The organism is Allobrachymonas wangyanguii, assembly GCF_045055315.1.
GTDB lineage: Bacteria > Pseudomonadota > Gammaproteobacteria > Burkholderiales > Burkholderiaceae_C > Brachymonas > Brachymonas wangyanguii.
On sequence record NZ_CP173677.1, the window covers coordinates 876,428 to 898,058 of the forward strand.

Consider the following 21,631-nt stretch of genomic DNA (forward strand, 5'->3'; position numbering starts at 1 on the left):
GCATGCATGCTGACGATGGCGTAGCCAGCAAGGAACAACCATTGATCGAGGACATCCGGCTGCTGGGCAAGCTGCTGGGTGACGTGATCCGCGAACAGGAAGGCGAGGCCACTTTCGAGCTGGTCGAGAACATCCGCCAGCTGTCGGTGGCCTACCGGCTGAAGCACGATGCCGGCGCCGGCGCACAGATGGACAGCCTGCTCAAGGGCCTGTCGCTGGAGCAGACGGTGCAGGTGGTGCGCGCCTTCAGCTACTTCTCGCACCTGGCGAATATTGCCGAGGACAACCACTACATCCGCCGCCGCGTCTACCACGAGCGTCGTGGCGATGTGCAGGCGGGATCGCTGCAGGGCACGCTGGAGCGGCTGCAGCAGCAGGGCGTGTCGGCGCAGCGCATTGCCGGCCTGCTGCAGACGGCGCATGTGTCGCCGGTGCTCACCGCGCACCCGACCGAGGTGCAGCGCACCATCATCCTGACGGCTGAGCGCGCGATTGCGCAGCTGGTCGCCGAGCGCGACCAGGGCCTGACGCCGCGCGAGCAGGAGCGCAACACGCTGCTGCTGAAAGCGCGCATCACCCAGCTGTGGCAGACGCGCATGCTGCGCGACGAAAAACTCAGCGTGGCCGACGAGATCCGCAACGCGCTGGCCTACTACCACAACACCTTTCTGCGCCAGCTGCCGCGCATGTACCAGGAGCTGGAGCAGGCGCTGCCGGGGCAGGCGATTGCGCCGTTCTTCCGCATGGGCCACTGGATGGGCGGTGACCGCGATGGCAACCCCTTTGTCGGCGCCGACACGATGGCACTGGCATTCCGGCTGCAGTGCGAGACGGCGCTGCTGCACTATCTGCATGAGCTGAATGCACTGGGGCTGGAGCTGTCCATGTCCACCGGGCTGGCGGGCGTGAGTCCCGAGTTGCAGCAGCTGGCCGATGCCGCTGGCGACACCAATCCGCACCGCAAGGACGAGCCTTATCGCCGTGCCGCGATCGGCATGTATGCGCGCGTCGCCGCGACGCTGAAGCAGCGCACCGGCATCGACGCGCCGCAGATTCCGGTGGTGTCCGGCCAGCCCTATGCCAGCGCCGACGAGCTGCTGGCCGATCTGCGCGTGCTGGAGCAGTCACTGCGCGCCCACCATGGCGTGCCGATGCTGGCACTGCGTCTGGGCGAGCTGCTGCGTGCGGTCGAGGTATTCGGCTTCCATCTGGCGACACTGGACCTGCGCCAGAACTCGGAGGAGCACGAGGCGGTCGTCGCCGAGTTGCTGCGCGTGGCACGCATGCAGGACGACTACAGCGCACTCGATGAAGCCGGCAAGCGGGACTGCCTGCTGGCCGTGCTGAACGATGTGCGCCCGCTACGCGTGCCGCATGCCGCCTATAGCGACAAGCTGCAGGCCGAGCTGGCGGTGTTCAGCACCGCGCTACAGCACCTGGAGCAGTACGGCCGCCATGCGCTGCGCCACTACATCATCTCGCACACGGAAGAGGTGAGCGACCTGCTGGAAGTGATGGTGCTGATGAAGGAAACCGGCCTGCTGCGCGACTTCGGTACGCCGCAGGTGCAGAACCGGCTGATCGTGTCGCCGCTGTTCGAGACGATTGGCGACCTGCAGGCGGCCACGCGCATCATGCGCGAGTGGTATGCGCTGCCGGGCGTGTTCGACATGGTTCTGGCCAGCGGCCGCGAGCAGGACATCATGCTCGGCTACAGCGACAGCAACAAGGACGGTGGCATGTTCACCAGCAACTGGAGCCTGTACCAGGCCGAGCAGGAACTGCTGACGCTGTTCGGGCCGCTGCGCGAGCAGCACGGCCTGCAGTTGCGCCTGTTCCATGGTCGTGGCGGCACGGTAGGTCGTGGTGGCGGCCCGAGCTACCAGGCGATCCTGGCACAGCCGCCGGGTACCGTGCATGGCCAGCTGCGCCTGACCGAGCAGGGCGAGGTGATCGCTTCCAAGTACGCGCATCCGGAGATTGGCCGACGCAACCTGGAAACCCTGGTCGCGGCCACGCTGGAAGCCAGCCTGCTGCCGCCTGACCATGCCTTGCCCGAGGCCTATCTGCAGGCGGCAGAACAGATCAGCGAGGCCAGCTTTCGCGCCTATCGCGCGCTGGTCTACGAATCGCCCGGTTTTGCCGATTACTTCTTTGCCGCCACGCCGCTGCGCGAGATTGCCGAGCTGAATATCGGTTCCCGCCCGGCCAGCCGCAAGGCGACGCGCAGCATTGATGACTTGCGCGCGATTCCCTGGAGCTTCAGCTGGGGCCAGGCGCGCGTGGCGCTGCCGGGCTGGGCCGGTTTTGGCAGTGGCGTGCGCCACTGGCTGCAGGACGATGCGCAACGCCTGCAGCTGCTGCAACAGATGTACCGCGACTGGCCGTTCTTTGCCATGCTGCTGTCCAACCTGGACATGGTGCTGTCCAAGACCGATCTGGGCCTGGCCGAGCGCTACGTGGAACTGGTGGAAGACCGCGAACTGGGCCAGCGCATCTTTGGCGCCATCCGGGACGAATGGCAGGCGACGCAGGACATGCTGGCGCTGATTACCGGCGAGTCTGACCGGCTGGCTGCCAACCCGGCGCTGGCGCGATCGATCGCGCACCGCTTCCCGTATATCGATCCGCTCAACCACCTGCAGGTCGAGCTGATGCGGCGCTACCGTGTCTGCAGCCAGGATCTGGCGGCGATGCAGCAAGAGGAGGAAGCGGCGCCGACCGATTGGCACCGCCAGTCCTCACGCCTGAAGCGTGGCATCCACCTGTCGGTCAACGGCATTGCCGCCGGCCTGCGCAACACCGGCTGAGTGATGACCGGCGGGCGGCTCAGCCCGCCAGCCGGGCGCGCCACAGGCGCAGGCGCAAGCCCCAGGGGCTGGTCAGGCCGACCGTGCTGCTGCTGATATTGCCCTGCGCATCGAGCACGACAAAGCTGGGCGTGGCGCTGATGCCGAAATGGCGCGCGATGCCGCCGTCGGGATCGACCACGCTGTTCCAGGCCAGGCCGTGCTGGCGCTCGTAAGCGAGCACGCTGGCGGCCGGGCCGGACTGCATCGCGATCGGCAGCACTGGCTGGCTCTGGATCAGGCCGTTGATCATCGGCTGCTCGATGCGGCAGATGGTGCACCAGGTGGCCCAGAAGTAGAGCACCACCGGTTCGCCGGTATGCTGCTGGCGCCAGCTGGCCAGGCTGTCTTGCTGCTGTGGCGTCAGGGCGCGCTGGAGGGTGACATCCGGTGCCTGGCCGCTGGCCATATGGCGCGTCTGCCAGGCCTGGATACCAAAGGCCACCGCCAGAAATACCGCCAGGTTGACCAGCAGCGACTTGCGATGGCGCTGCCACCAGCCCGGCTGGCCCGATGCCGTCATGCCGGCAGCACTTCCAGCAGGCGGTCCAGCCCACCGGCGTTGATCGCCACCATGGCCTGGCGGCGCACTGTCGGCTTGGCGTGGTAGGCCACCGAGACACCGGCTTCGGCCATCATCTTCAGGTCATTGGCACCATCGCCTACGGCGATGCAGCGCTGCGGGGCTATGCCCATCAGCGTGGCGACTTCGAGCAGGGTACGCGCCTTTTCCTGGCCATCGCAGATATCGCCCCAGGGCTGTTCCAGAATGCGGCCGGTGAGCTTGCCATCCTGCACCTCGAGCTGGTTTGAGCGGGTGAAATCCAGCCCCAGGCGTTCACGGATGCGTTCGGTGAAGAAGGTGAAACCGCCGGAGACCAGCAGCGTCTTCAGGCCGGCCTGCTGGCAGGCGCGCACCAAGGTCTCGGCGCCGGGATTGAGCTGCAGGCGCTGGTCATAGATCTGCTGCAGCGCGCTTTCCGGCACGCCTGCGAGCAGGGCGACGCGCTGGCGCAGGCTGTCCTTGAAGTCGGTGATGATGCCCTGCATGGCGGCTTCGGTGATGGCCGCGACTTCGGCCTTCTTGCCGACGGCATCGGCGATTTCGTCCACGCACTCGATATTGATCAGGGTCGAGTCCATGTCAAAGGCGATCAGGCGGTAATCGGCCAGGCGGGGAAAGGGCGGCTGTTCCTGGATGACCAGGCTGTCTTCTGTACTCATGATGGGTGCGTGGTGGGTGTTCAGTCTTGCCGGTCATTGTAGGGGCTCAGGCCTGCTACCGCAGCCGCGCCGGGCCGAGCAGGGCTTCGTTCAGGCCTTCCTGCAGCAGCAAGTCCGGCAGCGGCTGGCGGCGCAACAGTGCGGCGCTGGCCTGGCCCATGGCCGCACTGGTCTGGATGCCATAGCCACCTTGCGCGGCAAGCCAGAAAAAGTCCGGTACATCGGGGTCGTAACCGGCCACCAGGCCCCCATCGGCGACAAAGCTGCGCAACCCGGCCCAGGCATGGAACGGTCGCAGTACCTGCAGCGTGGTCTGCTCCTCCACATGCCAGATGCCGGTGGCGATATCGATTTCTTCCGGCTGCACATCCTGCGGCGGCACCGGATCGGCATTGGCGGGAGAGGCCAGCAGCTGGCCGGCATCGGGCTTGAAATACCACTGCTCGTGGATGTTCTCGACCATCGGCCAGTGGTGGAAATCCAGTCCGGGCGGCGCGGCAAAGGTGAAGGCGGTGCGGCGGCGGGGCTCCAGCCCGATGCGCGGCACGCCGGCCAGATCGGCGATGTCGTCGACCCAGGCACCGGCGGCGTTGACCAGCACGCTGGCGCTCCAGTCCTGGCCGCCCGCTGTCACCAGCCAGCGCCCGTCCACGCGCCGGATCGCACTGACCTCGGCATCGGTGCTGACACGGCCACCGGCCTGGTGCAGGCCGTGCAGATAGCCCTGGTGCAGCGCATGGGCATCGATATCGGCGGCATCGGGATCGAGAATGCCGCCCAGCACCCGCTCTGGCCGCAGCACCGGCACCAGCGCGCAGACTTCGGCCGCGCTCAGCAATTGCAGCTGCGGCGAGCGTTCGCGCAGGGTTTGCCACTCCTGTGCCAGCTTGTCTTCGTCGCCGGGGGCGGCCACCAGCACGCTGCCGCGCGGCTGCAGCAGCGGATGTTCGGCAAAGCCGGCTGGCGGCTGTTGCAGGAACGGCCGGCTGGCACGCGTCAGTGCGCGCACCTGGGCATTGCCGTAGCACTCCATGAACATGGCGGCGGAGCGACCGGTGGAATGGTATCCGGCTTGTGATTCGCGCTCCAGCAGCTGCACGCGGCCATGCGGTGCCAGCCAGTAGCCAGCAGAGGCACCGGCAATGCCGGCTCCGATGATCAGGTAATCGACATGTGGTGTGCCCATGTGTGGCTCCTGGTGATGCTGACAGGCACGATAGCACAGCGTTTGGCCCCTTGCCGGTGGGATTTTTCCGCAGGACAGACGCAAAAAAGCCCGGCAGGGCCGGGCTGTCAAGTGAGGTGAACGGTAGCGGTGGACTTACTGGCCGAAGACGCGGAAGCGTTCGGCATCATCCATATAGGTCTTGGCGCCGGCCGGGGCTTCGATGCTGCCAAACGGCATCTGCGCGCGCAGCGTCCAGCTGGCTGGCAGCTGCCAGCGGGCCTGGATCTGGGCATCGATCAGCGGGTTGTAGTGCTGCAGCGTGGCGCCGACGCCGCTGCTGGCCAGCGCGGTCCAGACCGCCAGCTGGGCCATGCCGGCGCTGTGTTCGGCAAAGGTCGGGAAGTTGTCTGCGTAGAGCGGGAACTGCTGTTGCAGGCCCTGGATCACGGCCTGGTCTTCAAAAAACAGCACGCTGCCAAAGCCGGCCTTGAAGCCGTTGATCTTCTTCTCGGTGGTTGGGAAGTTTTCTGCCGGTGTCACGGCGCGCAGCGCCTCCAGCACGATCTCGCCCCACAGTGCCTCATGTTCGGCACCGAACAGGATCACGGCACGCGAGCTTTGCGAGTTGAAGGAGGAGGGCGCCTGGCGCACCGCTTCCTGGATCAGCGCCGTCAGTTCGGCCGGGGACTGCTGGACCTGGCGGCCAATGGTGTAGATGCTGCGACGTTGTTGCAGGGCGCTGATGACGGGATGGCTCACGAAGACTCCTGATAGATGAAGAAGCACGCACGATACGGGAAACGTGCGCAAATTGGTTTGCTTGCGCAACTTTAATGCACGGCGGATGGAAAGGTGATGGGAGCGATTTTTCCCTTGTGCTGCTCAGGGCTTTGCCTCGGCCTGCTGCAGAAACCAGGCGCGCAGACCTTCATCATCCAGCTCGCCGAGTGCATCGACCGCATCGGGATCGAGATGGGTCAGGGCCTGGATCTCGCCATCGGCATCCAGGCCGACAATCGCTTCGCCGTCCTGGCTGCCGGCCCAGCAGCGTTCCACGGAACTGCACATGGCCTGCAGCACGCGCGTGGCGCGCTCGGCCAGGGCTTCGCGTGCGGCGATATAGGCATCGGCCTGATCGGCGGGAATCAGATAGGCATCGACCAGCACCATGCCGGCGACCGGGCTGCGCGTGAAAGCTTGTTCCATGGCGGACTTCTCCTGTGAAAGCTGGCAGGCAGTCTGGTGTCAGGCCGGCGCTTCGCCAGCCAGGGTGATGCAGATGCGCGTCCCCGTGCTGCCCGAGACAATATCCCATTGTCCACCGATACGCTCGATGCGGGCCCGCATGCTTTGCAGGCCAACGCCAGTACCAGACTGTTCCATGGCCACGACATCAAAGCCGCGCCCGTTGTCACTCACGCACAGCTGCAGGCCATGGGGATCGCTGAGTGGAATCATCGCGACCTCCACCTGGCTGGCCTGGCTGTGCTTGACGATATTCGTCAGCGCTTCTTCCAGTACCCGCGCCAGTGCCATGCAAGTGCGTGCCTGTGGCTGGATCGGCCAGGCAGGGGGCATCTGCCAGCGGATGTCGATGCCGATTTCGTCGAACAGCATGCCAAAGCGGTGCCGGATCGGGGCCAGCCACAATGCTGGCGTGGCGGCCGGCTTGCTGGTGGAGCTGGCTTCGGCATCGAGGATCTGGCGCAGGTCATCGCGCAGGACCTTGAGATAGCCGAGGAAGGCCTGGTTGCTCATCGGGCCCATGGCGTGTTCCACGCTGCCGATGGCGCGTACCAGCGAACTGCCCAGACCATCGTGCAGGTCGTGCGTCAGGTCCATGCGCGCCTGCAGGCGGGAGCGCTCGCGCTCCATCACGATCTGGCGCTCGGTGACTGCCAGCAGCTCCTGGCGTGCTTCTTCCACGCGCTGCTTCAGTTGATGGTTGAAGTGCCGCACGCGCCGCATGTCGCGCGCCACGCGCGAGGCCATCAGCAGCCCCATGCACAGCAGCGTGATGATGCCCGAGTACGGGGTCAGCACGTTGTGCACGTGCGGGAAAAACACGATCACGATGAGGTCATAGATACCGATAAACAGCACGGCCAGCAGCCAGAGTGCCAGCAGCACATGGGGCAGTGAGCGCGGCTGCTTGCGCCAGAGCGGCCACTGCAGCAGCAGGCAGTTGAGCAGGACCAGGCAGGCACTCAGCAGGAACACGACCAGCGTGGCATGGCCTAGGTGGGACAGGGGCGTCAGCCAGAGCAGCAGGATCAGCAAGCCAGCCATGATCAGGGCGGCACGGCGCACGCGCGGCCAGATCAGATCGGCAAATGACCAGCTGAACAGGGCGAAGCAGACGCAATAGATGACCAGCGCACTCAGGCTGAAGCGTTCCAGCGCAGCGGTATCGGGCAAGGGCCATGGGTCGGTCAGCAGCAGGGTGCCGGCAAAGATCACCCAGGAGCCGGTCAGCAGGCCGAACCAGCCAAACACCGTGGCACGCCGGTAGGACAGCCAGACCAGCAGGCTCAGGATGCTGAGGGTGAAGGAGAGCGCGATATCGGCCTGCAGCCAGGTGCGTTGCAGCACGATCTGGTCCTGGTGCAGCGCATATTGCGCTCCTGGTTCGCCCAGGCTGACACGTCCCAGGCCGGCTTGCTGGTAGTGCGCTCCGGTAACGCGGAACCACAAGGTGTTTTCGCCGATCTGCAGCGAACTGGCCGGCAGTATCCAGTAGTGCGGCAGGTTCCAGTTGCGTGGCAGCGGTTCGGTGAACCGTTGGTCGCTCCAGATCAGCTCCTCATTCAGGTAGAGCGCACCAGCCTGGCTGAGTGCATTGAGCGTGACGCCCACCGGCGTGGCACAGGCGTGCTGCCACTGGATGCGGTACCAGACGGTGCCGCTGTAGCCGATCCAGCGCTGCGTCCAGTGGTCGGGCAGGGTCACGCTTTCCCAGCCGCTGGTCGGACGCTGGTCAGGATGTTCGGGAGCACGCGCCGCCGCTACCGACAGGATCTGCGGGTCGCAGTGTGCGGTGCCCTGGTGTTCAGTCGCGGCAGGAATCGGAATCGTGAAGGCCGCTGCAGCCGGCTGCGGCAGCAGGAGCAGCAGCCAGCCGACGATCAGGACAGCAAGCCACGCGCACGCGCTTCGTAGACAGCACGTGTGCGTCCGGAAACGGCCAGCTTGCGGTAGATGTGCTTGATATGGCATTCGATCGTATGACGGGAGAGGAACAGGCGTTCGGCGATTTCGCGGTTGCTCAGGCCTTCGGCCACCAGTTGCAGGATGCCATATTCCCGCTTGGTCAGGGCCTCTTCGTCCGGATTCTGCCGGCTGCGCAGCGGTGGCGGGCTGGTTTTCTCGGGTTTCGGCGCATCTGTCAGCTGCTCCAGGATGCGTCTGGCGATGAAGGGATCGATCGGGGCACCGCCGCGCAGCACGCTGCGGATCGACAGCGCGATCTCCATATCGTCACGCTCCTTCAGCACATAGCCGGTGGCGCCGCACTTGAGCGCCTGCATGATGATGTCCTCGGTGCTCCAGGATGACACCACCAGGATGCTCAGTGCCGGATCCTGCTCGCGCATTTCGGTGATCAGATCCAGGCCGCTGCCATCCGGCAGGCCGAGATCGACCAGCGCCATGGCGGCCGGGTTCTGCGCCAGCCAGCGGCGTGCTTCGGCCAGGTTGGTGACAAATACCAGCGCCTCCTGGGTGTAGCCCAGCTGCAGCAACAGGCGCAGCAGCTTCTCGCGCATCAGCGACTCATCCTCCACGATCAGCACCGGGGCGGGCAGATAGTCAGTGGGCGTCAGGTTGAAGGGGGGCATGGGACTCTCGCAGGCAGAACAGACTTTGGACGGCATGGATGGCGCTCTGCAAGCGAGGACATCCATGCTGTTCACCATAGGTGATCGCCATGACGCATGCAATCCCCATAAACCGTGTATTCGGTCAGGCGGGGTTGGCCTCCTGCAGCGGCTGGCCCAGGCTCTTGAGGATGTCGCGCACCAGCAGGGCCCGGTCCAGCGGTTTTTCCAGCGCACGCTCGATGCGCAGCTTCTCGTTGCCGGCCAGCTTGATGTGCTTGTTCTTCTGGATCAGCTGGATGATAGCCATCGGGTCTACCGGCGGATTCGGCTTGAAGGTGATGGTGATCACGGTCGGCGCCGCCTCTACCTTGAGCACGCCGTAGGGCTGGCTCATCACGCGCAGCTTGTGTACGTAGACCAGGGTTTCGGCCTGCTGCGGCAGCTTGCCGAAGCGGTCCACCAGCTCTTCCAGCAGGCGATCGACCTGATCGGTGGTCTTGGCCGTGGCCAGCTTCTTGTAGAAGCTCAGGCGCAGGTGCACGTCTCCGCAGTAGTCATCCGGCAGCAGCGCCGGCGCATGCAGGTTGATCTCGGTCACGGCCTGCAGCGGCGACAGCAGATCCGGCTCCTTGCCGGCCTTGAGCTGTTCCACCGCCTCGGACAGCATCTCGTTGTAGAGCTGGAAGCCGATTTCCATCATGTTGCCGCTCTGGTTGTCACCCAGCACCTCGCCGGCACCGCGGATTTCCAGGTCGTGCATCGCCAGGTAGAAGCCGCTGCCCAGCTCCTCCATCTGCTGGATCGCTTCCAGCCGCTGCTGTGCCTGCTTGGTCAGGCTGTCGAGATCGGGCACCATCAGGTAGGCATAGGCCTGGTGGTGGCTGCGGCCGACTCGGCCACGCAGCTGGTGCAGCTGCGCCAGGCCGAACTTGTCGGCGCGGCTGATCAAGATGGTGTTGGCGCTCGGCACGTCGATGCCGGTCTCGATAATGGTCGAGCACAGCAGGATGTTGTGGCGTTGCGCCACGAATTCGCGCATCACGCGTTCCAGCTCACGCTCCGGCATCTGGCCGTGCGCCACCGCGATGCGTGCTTCGGGCAGGATTTCCTGCAGCCGCTGGCGCCGGTTTTCGATGGTATCGACCTCGTTGTGCAGGAAATAGACCTGGCCGCCGCGCATCAGTTCGCGCAGCACCGCTTCACGGATCACGCCGCTGCTTTCGCTGCGCACAAAGGTCTTGATCGCCAGCCGGCGCTGCGGCGCCGTGGCAATCACGCTCAGGTCGCGCAGGCCTTCCAGCGCCATGCCCATGGTGCGCGGGATCGGCGTCGCGGTCAGCGTCAGCACATCGACCTCGGCGCGCATCTGCTTCATCTGCTCCTTGTGGCGCACGCCAAAGCGGTGCTCCTCGTCGATGATCAGCAGGCCCAGGTTCTTGAAGCTGACTTCGCTTGACAGCAGCTTGTGCGTACCGACCACGATATCGACCGTGCCATCGGCGATGCCCTTGATCGCTGCTGTCACTTCCTTGCCGGAACGGAAGCGCGAGATTTCGGCCACGCGGATCGGCCACTTGGCGAAGCGGTCCTTCAGCGTCTGGAAATGCTGTTCCGCCAGCAGCGTGGTTGGCGCCAGGAAGGCGACCTGCTTGCCGCCGGTGACGGCAACAAAGGCGGCGCGCAACGCGACTTCGGTCTTGCCAAAGCCGACATCGCCGCAGACCAGCCGGTCCATCGGGCGCGGGCTGACCATGTCCTGGATCACGGCGTGGATAGCGGCCAGCTGGTCGGCAGTTTCGTCAAAGCCGAAATCGTTGGCAAACACCTCGTAGTCGGCGGCGCTGAAACGGAACGGGTAGCCTTCGCGCGCGGCACGGCGGGCATAGATATTGAGCAGTTCGGCAGCGGTATCGCGCACCTGTTCGGCGGCCTTGCGCTTGGCTTTCTCCCACTGCGTGCCGCCCAGCTTGTGCAGCGGCGCATCTTCCGCACTGACGCCGGAGTAGCGGCTGATCAGGTGCAGCTGGCTGACCGGCACGTAGAGCGTGGCATCGCCGGCGTATTCGAGGTGCAGGAATTCTTGCAATGCCGCCGAACCGTCCGGGTTCTTCTGGCCCACATCCATATTGATCAGGCCCTGGTAACGGCCAATGCCGTGCGCGCTGTGCACCACCGGGTCGCCAACCTTGAGCTCACTCAGGTCCTTGATCAGGGTATCGATATCGCTGACCTGCTCCTGGCGACGGCGACGACGATGCTGGATGCCGCCACTGCCGGCAAACAGCTCGGACTCGGTGATCAGGTCAATGCCGAGCTCGTTCCAGGCAAAGCCTTCCATCAGCGGCGATGCCGCCAGGCCGACCTTTTCGCCGTTGTCGAGGAACTCCTGCAAGCTGTCGATCGCCACCGGCTGCAGATGACTGGCGCGCAGGAAATCGAGCAGGCTTTCGCGGCGGCCGGCGCTTTCGGCCAACAGCAGCACGCGGTGCGGGCTGGCCTGCACATGGCCCTGCAGGCTCAGCAGCGGATCCTCGCTGCCACGCGCGGCCGATACGTCAGGCAGCGGGGCAAACTCGGGGTAGAGGCCGGTATCGCCGCCATGCGGGCGCAGCGACAGTTGCGGAAAGCGCCTGGCTGCACCAAAGAACTGCTCCTCGCTCAGGAACAGCGCTTCCGGCGGCAGCGCTGGGCGCTCCGGATCGCCGGCCATCAGGCGATAGCGCTCGCGCGTGTCCTGCCAGAAGCGCTGGAACGGTTCCTCCAGTGCATCGTGCAGCACCAGCGTGCTGCCTTCGGGCAGGTAGTCGAACACGGTCGCGGTCTCGTCAAAGAACAGCGGCAGGTAGTACTCGATACCGGCGGTGGCCAGGCCTTCGCCCATATCCTTGTAGATGCGGCTGCGCGTCGGGTCGCCCTCCATCAGCTCGCGCCACTTGCTGCGAAAGCGCGAGCGTGCCGCATCGTCCATCGGGAACTCGCGCCCCGGCAGCAGGCGCACTTCCTGCACCGGCTCCAGGCTGCGCTGGCTGTCCGGGTCAAAGGTGCGGATGCTGTCAATCTCGTCATCGAACAGGTCGACGCGATACGGCTGTGCGGCACCCATCGGGTACAGGTCGATCAGGCTGCCGCGCACCGCGTATTCGCCGGGGCTGACCACCTGGCTCACATGGGCGTAGCCGGCCATGCCGAGCTGGCGCCGCAGCGCGGCCTCATCGAGCTGTTGGCCGGTCTTGAAATGGAAGGTGTAGCCGGCCAGGAAGGCAGGTGGACCCAGCCGGTACAGCGCCGTGCTGGCCGGGATCAGCACCACATCGGCGCCGTCATGCCTGTCATGCTGGCTGATGCGCCACAGCGTTGCCAGGCGCTCGCTGATCAGGTCCTGGTGCGGCGAAAAATGGTCGTAGGGCAGGGTTTCCCAGTCCGGAAACAGCACGCAGCGCAGCGCTGGATCAAAAAACGGCAGTTCGTCCAGCAGGCGCTGCGCATCGGCCGCGTCCGAGGTGACGATGGCCATGCAGCGGCCTTCGGCCTTGTCGCGCGCGGCGAATCGGGCCAGCAGGGCGGCATCGGCCGACGCCAGCGGGCGCGGCATGGCGTGGCGCTGGCCAGGAGTGAGCTTGGGGAGTTTCATGAGCGGTGCAGTACAAACAAGACTACCCATCGGCCTGGGCAGGGCGATGGGGAATCGTGCCATTTTAAAAGAGCCGCAGGGCAGCCGCATGACGTTCTGCGCAAGGCACAATGCAGGGCATGGACACCCCTCGCATGCATGCCCTGATTCCTTGTGCCGGCACCGGCAGTCGTTCCGGTGCCAGCATTCCCAAGCAATATGTCGTCGTGGCCGGCCAGCCCATGCTCTGGCACACCGTGGCCGCCTTCGATGCCTGCCCGCAGATTGATGCCATCCTGCTGGTACTGGCTCCGGACGATGCCCATGGTGACGCCGTGCCATTGCCGGCTGGCAAGCTGCAGCGTGCCCGTGTTGGCGGCAACAGCCGTGCCGAAAGTGTGCGCAACGGCCTGCGCCATTTGCGTGCCCAGGGCGTGCCCGATCACGACTGGGTGCTGGTACACGATGCGGCGCGCTGCCTGCTGACGCCGGCGCAGATCAGCCAGCTGATCACGGCCTGTGCCGATGATGCCGTGGGCGGCCTGCTGGCACTACCGCTGCCCGATACCCTCAAGCAGCAGGACGAGGCAGCCCGCGTGCAGGCCACCATCCCGCGCAGCGACAAGTGGCTGGCGCAGACGCCGCAGATGTTTCGCCTAGGCCTGCTGCTGCAGGCGCTTGAAGACAGCCTGCAGCGCGATCCGGACGCCATCACCGATGAATCCAGCGCGATCGAACTGGCCGGCCTGCAACCGCTGCTGGTGCAGGGCAGTGCCTGGAACTTCAAGGTCACCTATCCCGATGATTTTGCGCTGGCTGAAGCCGTGCTGCAGGCACGCGCCGCTGCCAGCCATGGGACAATCCAGCCATGACAACTGCCATTTTTCCTCCATTCCGTATCGGTGAAGGCTGGGACACGCACCAGCTGGTCGCCGGCCGCGAGCTCTGGCTCGGTGGCGTGCTGGTGCCGCATGACAAGGGTCTGCTCGGCCATTCCGATGCCGATGTGCTGCTGCATGCCATCACCGATGCGCTGCTTGGTGCTGCCGGCATGGCCGATATCGGCACGCTGTTTCCCGATACCGATGTCGCTTTCCAAGGCGCCGATTCGCGCGTGCTGCTGCGCGAGGCCATGCGCCGCGTGCGCGAGGCCGGCTGGCAGGTCGGCAACGTGGACTGCACCGTCATCGCGCAAAAGCCCAAGCTGGCGGCCTACAAGCCGGCAATCGCCGAAAGCATTGCCGCCTGTCTTGGCATCACGCGTGAGCAGGTCAACGTCAAGGCCAAGACGGCGGAGAAACTCGGTCCGGTCGGGCTGGAGCAGAGCATGGAAGCCCGCGCCGTGCTGCTGCTGTTTCCGCTGGCCTGATCGACCGGCTTACTTGGCCTTGGGCATGCGCAGGTCGGCGCGCAGGCCGCCGTCCTTGCCATTGCTGAGCTGCAGCGAGCCGCCCATGTGCTCCACCACCTTCTTCACGATGGCCAGGCCCAGGCCGCTGCCCACCGCCGAGGTACGCGCCTCGTCGGCGCGGTAGAAGGGCTGCGTCAGCCGGTCCAGCATGTCCGGCGGTACGCCATTGCCCTGATCGGCAAACTCCAGGTGCACAAAATTGCCTTCGGCGCGTGCCTTCATGCTGACCTCGGTCAGCTCCTTGCCCGGTGTCTTGCCGTAGCGACGCGCATTCTCCAGCAGGTTGGAAATCACGCGCGCCAGCTCGATCTCGTCGGCCTTGACCTTGAGGTTCTCCGGCACATCGATGTCGAGCACCATCTCGTCCTGGTTCTGGTAGGGGTAGGCGCTGGTGCGTACCACGTCGGCCAGTGCCACCGCGGCCAGCTCGCGGCCGTCCGGACGCGCGTAGTCCATGAACTTGGTGATGATGCCGTCCACCTGCTCGATATCGGCCGCCATGTACTTGCGCGACTCCTCATCGTCCACGCTCATTTCCACTTCCAGCCGCAGGCGCGCCAGCGGCGTGCGCAGGTCGTGCGAGATGCCGGCCAGCATCACCACGCGCTCCTGTTCCACCGCGGACAGCTGCTCCACCATGCGGTTGAAGCCGATGTTCACCTCGCGCAGCTCGCGCGCCGGTACTTCCTCGTCCAGATGGGCATCGGTGTAATTGCCAAGCCGTACCTTGCCGATGGCGACCGAGAGCTGCTTGAGCGGCCGGTTGACCAGCCCGGCGATCACCGCCGCGCCCAGCAGCGACAGGCCGGCTGCCATCAGCAGCCAGATCAGCCAGGTCGTTCCCCCCAGCGAGGTGATGCGCGATTCGTCGGTCAGCAGCCAGTAGGCATCGCTGTCGATGTCAAAGCCGATCCACAGACCTTTCTCGCCGTTGACCTGGCTTGCCAGCACCGTGTCCGGACCCAGCCGGTATTGCAGTTCGCGCGCCACCTGGTCATTGAACGGGGTGCTGGCCATGGGCAGGATGGCATCATCCGGCTCGCGCAGCAGGATGCGCACGCTTTCCTCTTCGGCCAGCTCGCGGATCAGCGAGAAGCGCGTGATGGCATCGGAGTAGATCAGCGCCGTGCGGCTCAGGTTCACCAGCGAGGCGATCTGCTGCGCCGTCTGCATCGCACGCGGTTCCATGTTGGCGGTACGTATCGTCACCAGCCAGCCGATCGTGCTAACCAGCAGCATCACGGCAATCATGATGAAGGTGCGCCAGAACAGGTTCAGACCCCAGCGTGTCGGTACCGCTGAGCCCAGCAGCGCCGATGTCGCCTCGACCCCCTTGCGCAGCATCGGTCGCGCACCGGTGGCGGACTCGGGGCTGGCGGGCGTGGGCGTCGTGGTGGCGGTGGAATCTTCTGGGAGCATGCGGAATCGGCAGGGGGAGCAGCGGCCGGCCAGGCCAGCGCTGCGGCGTGACAATCGTCATGGAAGCGGATGCGGACAGAGACAGGGATGCCAGCACACGGCTGGCATCGACCGGATCTGCAGCCGCAGCATCAGTTGTTGTTGCCGTCCGGCACGAAGACGTAACCCACGCCCCAGACCGTCTGGATGTAGCGCGGCGAAGCCGGATCGGTCTCGATCAGCTTGCGCAGGCGAGATACCTGCACGTCCAGGCTGCGGTCAAACGGTTCGAACTCGCGGCCACGTGCCAGCTGGGCCAGCTTTTCGCGCGACAGCGGCTGGCGCGGGTGGCGTACCAGGGCCTTCAGCATGGCGAATTCACCGGTTGTCAGCGGCAGATCCTCGCCGTCCTTCTTCAGCGTGCGTGCGCTCAGGTCGAACACGAAATTGCCGAAGTGCACGATTTCGGTTTCGGTGGCGGGCGCACCGGGGGCCTCGACAGCCGGGCGGCGACGCAGCACGGCGTGCACGCGGGCCAGCAGCTCGCGCGGGTTGAACGGCTTGCCCAGGTAGTCGTCGGCGCCGATTTCCAGACCGACGATGCGGTCCACGTCTTCGCCCTTGGCAGTCAGCATGATGATCGGCGTGCGGTCATTGGCGGCGCGCAGGCGGCGGCAGATGGACAGGCCATCTTCGCCCGGCAGCATCAGGTCCAGCACGATCAGGTCTACCGTTTCGCGCAGCAGGATGCGGTTGAGGTTCTTGCCGTCCTCCGCCACCATGACTTCAAAACCTTCCTGGCTCAGGTAGCGGCGCAGCAGGTCGCGGATACGGGCGTCGTCATCGACAATCACGATCTTGTCGGGTCGGGCGTTCGCCTGGTTCATGCTTGTCCTCCGAAAATTTGTAACATGCCAAGGATGGTAGGCTGCAATCCCGCGAAAACTGGTAATAAATGGTGACTTTTCACACTGTTACAAGTTTTGCCCTGATCTTGCCAATCTGACCTGTGCAGGGCTTTTTTTCCTGCGTGGTAGCGGTAACCTTGGGGTATGTCCCATGGTGACCATGTGCCCTGTACCAAGGCGCATGGTTTTCAGGAAGAGGTGAATGAAGAAGTCTGGTTTTTTTGATCCGGTTCGCGCAAGCCGTCAGCGCGTGCTGATGCGTCTATTGCCTTTCGGTCTGGTGTTGTCCGGAGTTTCCGGAATGGCCATGGCACAGCCGGCTTGTCCGAGTCCGGCCAACGAAGTCGGTGTCCAGTTCCCCGGTCAATCGGCCCAGGACCTGCGTGAAAGCGTCAGCATGCAAAAGCAGTGCATGAACGGTGCCAAACCGCGCCGCCTGAGCAAGAAGGAATTGCAAGAGCTGCGTCGTGCCGTACGCGAACATTCCCGCACCATCCACATCAATGGCAAGAACCGTCGCTGATCCGCAAGGATCAGCCCGTCCCGCTAGGAGTCCCATGACCTATCAACCCGTTTCCCTGTTGCGCGCCGCCGTCTTGACTGCCGCCTGTGGCTGGCTTGCCAGCACCCCGGCGCTGGCGCAGAATGCCCCGATGACGTCCTACCAACCCTCCAATGTGGCGCAGCTGTCCGCCGAAGGCAGTGTCGATGTACAGCAGGACATGCTGCGCATCACCATGTCCACCAGCCGCCAGGGCAAGGATGCCCAGGCGGTGCAGACCCAGCTCAAGCAGGCACTCGATGCCGCCCTGCAGGTAGCGCGCGGCCAGCAGCGTGATGAGGCGATGGAAGTGCAGACCGGCAACTTCAGCCTCTACCCGAGCCGCGACCAGAATGGCCGTATCACGCAGTGGCAAGGCAGCACCGAGCTGATCCTGAGCGGCAAGGACATTGACCGCGTCAGCCGCACTGCTGACCGCATCAGTACCTTGACGATTGCCGATGTCGGCTTCGATATCAGCAAGGAGCTACGCCAGCGCACCGAGGCCCAGGCGCAGGAGCGCGCCATTGCCGCCTTCCGCGACAAGGCCAATACCATCACGCGCAGCTTCGGCTTCAACAGCTACAGCCTGCGCGAAGTCTCTGTCAATGCAGAAGGCTTTTACGGCGGCGCGCCCAAGATGATGGCGGCGCGCGCCATGGCCGCGGATTCGGCCGCCGAGCTGGCGGTGCAGCCCGGCAAGTCCACCGTGCGTGTCATGGTCAACGGCTCGGTGCAGATGTCGCGCTGATCGCCATCTGCCCGCTAAGGCAGCAAGACAAAACCCCATCACGGCAACGCGATGGGGTTTGTTTTTGGGGAGCTCGGCAGGGTTTACAGTTCTTCGACGCGGCGCGGCGGGTAGCTGTCCCAGCTCTGGCAGCCAGGACAGTGCCAGTAGTGCTGCTGTGCCTCGAAACCGCAGGCGGCGCAGCGGTAGCGCCCCAGTGGGCGGATCGCCTTGTCCAGCGCGCGATCCACCACTTCGCGGTGCGGGTCCTGCTGCAGTTTTTCCAGATCCAGCCAGCGGGTGGCGGCAATCAGGGAAGGGCTTTGCTCCAGGTGGCCCAGGTAGCGGCCGGCCGTTGAGGCCGCCGGATCCAGCTGCTGGTCCAGCCGGGCCAGCGCTTCCACCAGATCAATCGAGGGCGATTGCTGTTGCAGGCGCTCCAGCAGGGCATGGGCTTCCAGTGTGCGGCCGGTATCGAGGGCGGCCTGGGCCAGCGGTGCCGCCAGCAGGGGGGCAAATGCCGGAATGTCGCGCATCGCCTGTTGCAGCAATTCGAAGGCCTTGGCGTGTTCGCCGCCAGCCTGCAACAGCAGGGCCTGCTGCAGGCGTGGTCGGGCGGCTTGTGGCGCGATCTGCATCGCCTGCTGCAGCAGCTCCATGGCCTGTTGTGGTTCGCCCTGCTTGTGGGCCTCCTGGGCGCGTTCGCACAGGTAGTGGGCACGCTGACGGGCAAAATCCTGCTGGCCGGCGGCCTCCAGGGCGTGTGCCGATTCGCCGGCAGGCACCCAGTCGCGTGAGCGTTCGTAAATGCCGAGCAGCGCCAGTTGTGCCTGTGCTTCGTAGCTGCTGTCCTTGAGGGCACGCAGGGCTTCTTCGGCATGGTCCAGCAGGCCGGCCTTCAGGAAGTCCTGTGCCAGCGCGTGCTGGGCGCGGTCGCGGTCAGCTGCGGACAGGTCGTTGCGCGACAGCAGGTGGCGGTGTACGCGCACGGCTCGCTCGTATTCGCCACGGCGGCGGAACAGGTTGCCGAGGGCGAAGTGCAACTCGGTGGTGTCAGGATCCTTTTGCACCGCCTCGATGAAGGCGTCAATCGCCTTGTCCTGCTGCTCGTTGAGCAGGTAGTTCAGACCCATGAAGTAGGCCTTGGGCGCGCTGCGGTTGGCGGTGCGCAGCTGGCGCAGGTCCAGCCGCGAGGCCATCCAGCCCAGGCCAAACACCACGGGCAGGGCCAGCAGCAGCCAGATGAAAGAATCGTTTTCCATGCGAAATCCGGAAAAGGTCAGGCCTTACTGGCCGTCGGTGATGGGCAGGGAGGGATCGGTCATGTGGCGTTGCTGATCCGGATCCGGGGTGCGACTGGCAGGTGTGCCGGCCGGTGGCTGGCTGGCCGCCGCCTGTTGTGCCTGCAGGGCTTCCAGCTGCTGGCGTGCCTGCTGTGCCTTGCGGCGATGCTGCCACCAGCGCGGCAGCATCACCAGGATACCGAGCACGATGCCGAGCGCAAAGCTGCCCAGCACCACCACGATCATTGGCAGCGTGATCGCGTAGTCGAACAGGAAATTCAGCGTGGCGTTCTGGCGGTTGTTCAGGGCAAAGCCGAACAGCAGGATAAAGATGACTGCCTTGAGCAGTCCGATGGCATATTTCATCCGGAAACTCCCGTCGGATGCGGCGTGCTGTCACATCAGGTGGCAGCCGGCATCCGGATCTTGCAGGCCATTGTATGCGGGGAAGGCCTGTCTGCGGCAGCCGGCAATCAGGCCTGGCTGTCGTCGGGCTGATGGTCCACGGCTTCGCGCAGGGCCTTGCCGGGCTTGAAGTGCGGAACGCGCTTTTCGGGGATTTCCACGCTCTCGCCGGTACGCGGGTTGCGGCCGGTACGCGCCGGACGGTGGTTGACGGTAAAGCTGCCAAAACCCCGCACTTCAATGCGATGGCCACGGGCCAGGGCGTCGGCCATGCTGTCGAGCACGGACTTGACGGCCATTTCGGCGTCGCGGTGGGTGAGCTGGCTGAAGCGTGCCGCCAATTCGTCAACGAGGTCGGAGCGTGTCATGGAAATGGGAAATGTCAAAGGCTTGCACAACCGGACTTGCGGGGCAGGGCGGTTGTGCAAGCCCTCGGAAAACAGAAAGATCTGCGGGAGAGGGCCTGGCTGGCAGCCAGCTGGCCGACCCGGCGGACCGGATCGGCACCACGGCAGCGGACTGCCGTGGCATCGTCACGTGGACGATCAGTTGTTGCTGTTGTCCAGCTTGGCGCGCAGCAGGGCGCCCAGGCTGGTCGTGCCGGCGTGGTCGCGGGCAGATGCCTGGTTCAGGTCGCTCATGGCCTGTTGCTGGTCGGCAGAATCCTTGGCCTTGATGGACAGGGAGATGCCGCGGTTCTTGCGGTCGATGTTGGTGATCACGGCGGTCACTTCGTCGCCGACCTTCAGCACCTGGCTGGCGTCTTCCACGCGGTCCTGGCTGATTTCGCTGGCGCGCAGGTAGCCGATGACTTCCTCGCCCAGATCGATTTCGGCGCCCTTGGCGTCGACGCTCTTGACGGTACCGGTCACGGACTGGCCCTTGTCATTCACGGACGCGAAGGTCGTGAACGGGTCGGAATCCAGCTGCTTGATGCCCAGGGAGATGCGCTCGCGCTCGACGTCCACGCCCAGCACCACGGCTTCCACGTCCTGGCCCTTCTTGTAGTTGCGCACGGCAGCTTCGCCCGGCTCGTTCCAGGACAGGTCGGACAGGTGCACCAGGCCGTCGATACCGGAGGCCAGGCCCACGAAGATGCCGAAGTCGGTGATGGACTTGATCGGGCCGGAAACCTTGTCGCCACGCTTGGTGTTGGCGGCAAAATCCTGCCACGGGTTGGCCTTGCACTGCTTCATGCCCAGGCTGATGCGACGCTTGTCTTCGTCGATGTCCAGCACCATGATCTCGACTTCGTCGCCCATGGAGACGATCTTGTTCGGGGCAGCGTTCTTGTTGGTCCAGTCCATTTCGGAGACGTGCACCAGACCTTCAATGCCGGGCTCCAGCTCGACGAAGGCGCCGTAGTCGGCAATGTTGGTGACCTTGCCGAACAGGCGGGTGCCTTGCGGGTAGCGGCGGGACACGCCCAGCCAGGGATCTTCGCCCAGCTGCTTCAGGCCCAGGGACACGCGGTTCTTCTCGGCGTCGAACTTCAGGACCTTGGCGTCCAGTTCCTGGCCAGCCTGCACCACCTCGGAGGGGTGACGCACGCGGCGCCATGCCATGTCGGTGATGTGCAGCAGGCCGTCGATGCCGCCCAGGTCCACGAACGCACCGTATTCGGTGATGTTCTTGACCACGCCATGCACGATGGCGCCTTCCTTCAGGGTTTCCAGCAGCTTGGCGCGCTCTTCGCCCATGGACGCTTCCAGCACGGCGCGGCGGCTCAGCACCACGTTGTTGCGCTTGCGGTCCAGCTTGATGACCTTGAACTCCATGGTCTTGTTTTCGTAGGGAGTCAGGTCCTTGGTCGGACGGGTGTCAACCAGGGAGCCGGGCAGGAAGGCGCGGATGCCGTTGACCAGCACGGTCAGGCCACCCTTGACCTTGCCGCTGGTGGTACCGGTGACGAAGTCGCCGGATTCCAGGGCCTTTTCCAGCTGCAGCCAGGACGCCAGGCGCTTGGCGGTGTCGCGGGACAGGATGGTCTCGCCAAAGCCGTTTTCGGCGCTGGTGATGGCCACGGAGACGAAATCACCGGCTTGCACCTCGATCTCGCCCTGGTCGTTCTTGAACTCTTCGATCGGCACGTAGGCTTCGGACTTGAGGCCTGCGTTCACTACCACGTGGTTGTGTTCGACGCGGACCACCTCGGCGGTGATGACTTCACCGGAGCGCATTTCCGCGCGCTTGAGGGATTCTTCAAAGAGTTCAGCAAAAGATTCAGACATGAATGTTCCTAGTCTGCCGGAGGGAACGCGGAGCGCATCATTGCGGTCCACCTGT

Annotated in this window: 19 protein-coding genes; 5 read left to right on the forward strand and 14 right to left on the reverse strand. The window is 64.9% G+C overall.

Annotation, left to right across the window (positions count from 1 at the left end):
• Positions 1–2 precede the first annotated feature (2 nt).
• The gene (gene ppc, locus ACI3EV_RS04115) at positions 3–2,810 is read left to right on the forward strand and encodes a phosphoenolpyruvate carboxylase (RefSeq protein ID WP_329770811.1); all 2,808 of its coding nucleotides are present in this window, start codon (positions 3–5) and stop codon (positions 2,808–2,810) included.
• Positions 2,811–2,829: 19 nt separating this feature from the next.
• On the opposite strand, the gene ACI3EV_RS04120 is transcribed toward ppc, so the two are convergent.
• The 8 genes from ACI3EV_RS04120 to mfd all read right to left on the reverse strand — a co-directional run bounded on the left by ACI3EV_RS04120 (position 2,830) and on the right by mfd (position 12,690).
• A complete protein-coding gene (locus ACI3EV_RS04120; protein WP_337690780.1) occupies positions 2,830–3,372 on the reverse strand; it encodes a redoxin domain-containing protein in 543 nt (180 codons plus the stop codon).
• A complete protein-coding gene (gene serB, locus ACI3EV_RS04125; RefSeq protein ID WP_337690777.1) occupies positions 3,369–4,073 on the reverse strand; it encodes a phosphoserine phosphatase SerB in 705 nt (234 codons plus the stop codon). Before serB ends, ACI3EV_RS04120 begins: the two co-directional genes overlap by 4 nt.
• 55 nt (positions 4,074–4,128) lie before the next feature.
• The gene (locus tag ACI3EV_RS04130; protein WP_329770814.1) at positions 4,129–5,259 is read right to left on the reverse strand and encodes an FAD-dependent oxidoreductase; all 1,131 of its coding nucleotides are present in this window, start codon (positions 5,257–5,259) and stop codon (positions 4,129–4,131) included.
• Between the two features lie 135 nt (positions 5,260–5,394).
• The gene (locus ACI3EV_RS04135; RefSeq protein WP_337690775.1) at positions 5,395–6,000 is read right to left on the reverse strand and encodes a nitroreductase family protein; all 606 of its coding nucleotides are present in this window, start codon (positions 5,998–6,000) and stop codon (positions 5,395–5,397) included.
• Between the two features lie 123 nt (positions 6,001–6,123).
• Complete coding sequence (locus ACI3EV_RS04140; RefSeq protein WP_337690774.1) at positions 6,124–6,447, reverse strand: hypothetical protein; 324 nt, start codon at positions 6,445–6,447, stop codon at positions 6,124–6,126.
• Positions 6,448–6,486: 39 nt separating this feature from the next.
• A complete protein-coding gene (locus ACI3EV_RS04145; protein ID WP_337690771.1) occupies positions 6,487–8,190 on the reverse strand; it encodes an ATP-binding protein in 1,704 nt (567 codons plus the stop codon).
• A 176-nt stretch (positions 8,191–8,366) separates the two neighbouring features.
• Entirely contained in the window at positions 8,367–9,077 is a 711-nt protein-coding gene (locus tag ACI3EV_RS04150) for a response regulator transcription factor (RefSeq protein ID WP_329770818.1), read from the reverse strand.
• A gap of 124 nt (positions 9,078–9,201) precedes the next feature.
• Positions 9,202–12,690, reverse strand: a complete 3,489-nt coding sequence (mfd, locus tag ACI3EV_RS04155) for a transcription-repair coupling factor (RefSeq protein WP_337690769.1) — start codon at positions 12,688–12,690, stop codon at positions 9,202–9,204.
• A 110-nt stretch (positions 12,691–12,800) separates the two neighbouring features.
• On the opposite strand from mfd, the gene ispD reads away from it, so the two are divergent.
• Positions 12,801–13,541: a 2-C-methyl-D-erythritol 4-phosphate cytidylyltransferase gene (gene ispD, locus ACI3EV_RS04160; RefSeq protein WP_329770820.1), complete on the forward strand. Its 741-nt coding sequence runs from the start codon at positions 12,801–12,803 to the stop codon at positions 13,539–13,541.
• The gene (gene ispF / locus ACI3EV_RS04165; RefSeq protein WP_329770821.1) at positions 13,538–14,038 is read left to right on the forward strand and encodes a 2-C-methyl-D-erythritol 2,4-cyclodiphosphate synthase; all 501 of its coding nucleotides are present in this window, start codon (positions 13,538–13,540) and stop codon (positions 14,036–14,038) included. Before ispD ends, ispF begins: the two co-directional genes overlap by 4 nt.
• A gap of 9 nt (positions 14,039–14,047) precedes the next feature.
• Here the strand turns inward: ispF and ACI3EV_RS04170 are convergent, their stop codons facing one another.
• Together ACI3EV_RS04170 and ompR are read right to left on the reverse strand one after the other, a co-directional pair.
• A complete protein-coding gene (locus ACI3EV_RS04170) occupies positions 14,048–15,499 on the reverse strand; it encodes an ATP-binding protein (RefSeq protein WP_329770822.1) in 1,452 nt (483 codons plus the stop codon).
• Positions 15,500–15,630: 131 nt separating this feature from the next.
• Positions 15,631–16,365: a two-component system response regulator OmpR gene (gene ompR, locus ACI3EV_RS04175; protein ID WP_329770823.1), complete on the reverse strand. Its 735-nt coding sequence runs from the start codon at positions 16,363–16,365 to the stop codon at positions 15,631–15,633.
• Between the two features lie 328 nt (positions 16,366–16,693).
• On the opposite strand from ompR, the gene ACI3EV_RS04180 reads away from it, so the two are divergent.
• Both ACI3EV_RS04180 and ACI3EV_RS04185 read left to right on the forward strand, forming a co-directional pair.
• Positions 16,694–16,909, forward strand: a complete 216-nt coding sequence (locus tag ACI3EV_RS04180) for a hypothetical protein (RefSeq protein WP_329770824.1) — start codon at positions 16,694–16,696, stop codon at positions 16,907–16,909.
• 34 nt (positions 16,910–16,943) lie between these two features.
• Entirely contained in the window at positions 16,944–17,678 is a 735-nt protein-coding gene (locus ACI3EV_RS04185; protein WP_329770825.1) for an SIMPL domain-containing protein, read from the forward strand.
• A gap of 83 nt (positions 17,679–17,761) precedes the next feature.
• Here the strand turns inward: ACI3EV_RS04185 and lapB are convergent, their stop codons facing one another.
• From lapB to rpsA, 4 genes are all read right to left on the reverse strand, one after another.
• The gene (gene lapB / locus ACI3EV_RS04190; protein ID WP_329770826.1) at positions 17,762–18,919 is read right to left on the reverse strand and encodes a lipopolysaccharide assembly protein LapB; all 1,158 of its coding nucleotides are present in this window, start codon (positions 18,917–18,919) and stop codon (positions 17,762–17,764) included.
• 24 nt (positions 18,920–18,943) lie between these two features.
• Positions 18,944–19,306 (reverse strand): LapA family protein, encoded by a 363-nt coding sequence (locus tag ACI3EV_RS04195; RefSeq protein ID WP_329770828.1) that lies wholly within the window; start codon positions 19,304–19,306, stop codon positions 18,944–18,946.
• Between the two features lie 107 nt (positions 19,307–19,413).
• Complete coding sequence (locus tag ACI3EV_RS04200) at positions 19,414–19,713, reverse strand: integration host factor subunit beta (RefSeq protein WP_329770829.1); 300 nt, start codon at positions 19,711–19,713, stop codon at positions 19,414–19,416.
• A 177-nt stretch (positions 19,714–19,890) separates the two neighbouring features.
• A complete protein-coding gene (gene rpsA / locus ACI3EV_RS04205) occupies positions 19,891–21,576 on the reverse strand; it encodes a 30S ribosomal protein S1 (protein WP_329770830.1) in 1,686 nt (561 codons plus the stop codon).
• Positions 21,577–21,631 lie beyond the last annotated feature (55 nt).

Coding starts and splice junctions, on each gene's coding strand:
- rpsA (WP_329770830.1), bottom strand. CDS start 21,576: ATGTCTGAATCTTTTGCTGAACTCTTTGAAGAATCCCTCAAGCGCGCG.
- ACI3EV_RS04195 (WP_329770828.1), bottom strand. CDS start 19,306: ATGAAATATGCCATCGGACTGCTCAAGGCAGTCATCTTTATCCTGCTG.
- ispF (WP_329770821.1), top strand. CDS start 13,538: ATGACAACTGCCATTTTTCCTCCATTCCGTATCGGTGAAGGCTGGGAC.
- ACI3EV_RS04180 (WP_329770824.1), top strand. CDS start 16,694: ATGGCACAGCCGGCTTGTCCGAGTCCGGCCAACGAAGTCGGTGTCCAG.
- ompR (WP_329770823.1), bottom strand. CDS start 16,365: ATGAACCAGGCGAACGCCCGACCCGACAAGATCGTGATTGTCGATGAC.
- ispD (WP_329770820.1), top strand. CDS start 12,801: ATGCAGGGCATGGACACCCCTCGCATGCATGCCCTGATTCCTTGTGCC.
- ACI3EV_RS04140 (WP_337690774.1), bottom strand. CDS start 6,447: ATGGAACAAGCTTTCACGCGCAGCCCGGTCGCCGGCATGGTGCTGGTC.
- ACI3EV_RS04130 (WP_329770814.1), bottom strand. CDS start 5,259: ATGGGCACACCACATGTCGATTACCTGATCATCGGAGCCGGCATTGCC.
- ACI3EV_RS04150 (WP_329770818.1), bottom strand. CDS start 9,077: ATGCCCCCCTTCAACCTGACGCCCACTGACTATCTGCCCGCCCCGGTG.
- lapB (WP_329770826.1), bottom strand. CDS start 18,919: ATGGAAAACGATTCTTTCATCTGGCTGCTGCTGGCCCTGCCCGTGGTG.
- mfd (WP_337690769.1), bottom strand. CDS start 12,690: ATGAAACTCCCCAAGCTCACTCCTGGCCAGCGCCACGCCATGCCGCGC.
- serB (WP_337690777.1), bottom strand. CDS start 4,073: ATGAGTACAGAAGACAGCCTGGTCATCCAGGAACAGCCGCCCTTTCCC.
- ACI3EV_RS04170 (WP_329770822.1), bottom strand. CDS start 15,499: ATGCTCCCAGAAGATTCCACCGCCACCACGACGCCCACGCCCGCCAGC.
- ACI3EV_RS04120 (WP_337690780.1), bottom strand. CDS start 3,372: ATGACGGCATCGGGCCAGCCGGGCTGGTGGCAGCGCCATCGCAAGTCG.
- ACI3EV_RS04185 (WP_329770825.1), top strand. CDS start 16,944: ATGACCTATCAACCCGTTTCCCTGTTGCGCGCCGCCGTCTTGACTGCC.
- ACI3EV_RS04200 (WP_329770829.1), bottom strand. CDS start 19,713: ATGACACGCTCCGACCTCGTTGACGAATTGGCGGCACGCTTCAGCCAG.
- ppc (WP_329770811.1), top strand. CDS start 3: ATGCATGCTGACGATGGCGTAGCCAGCAAGGAACAACCATTGATCGAG.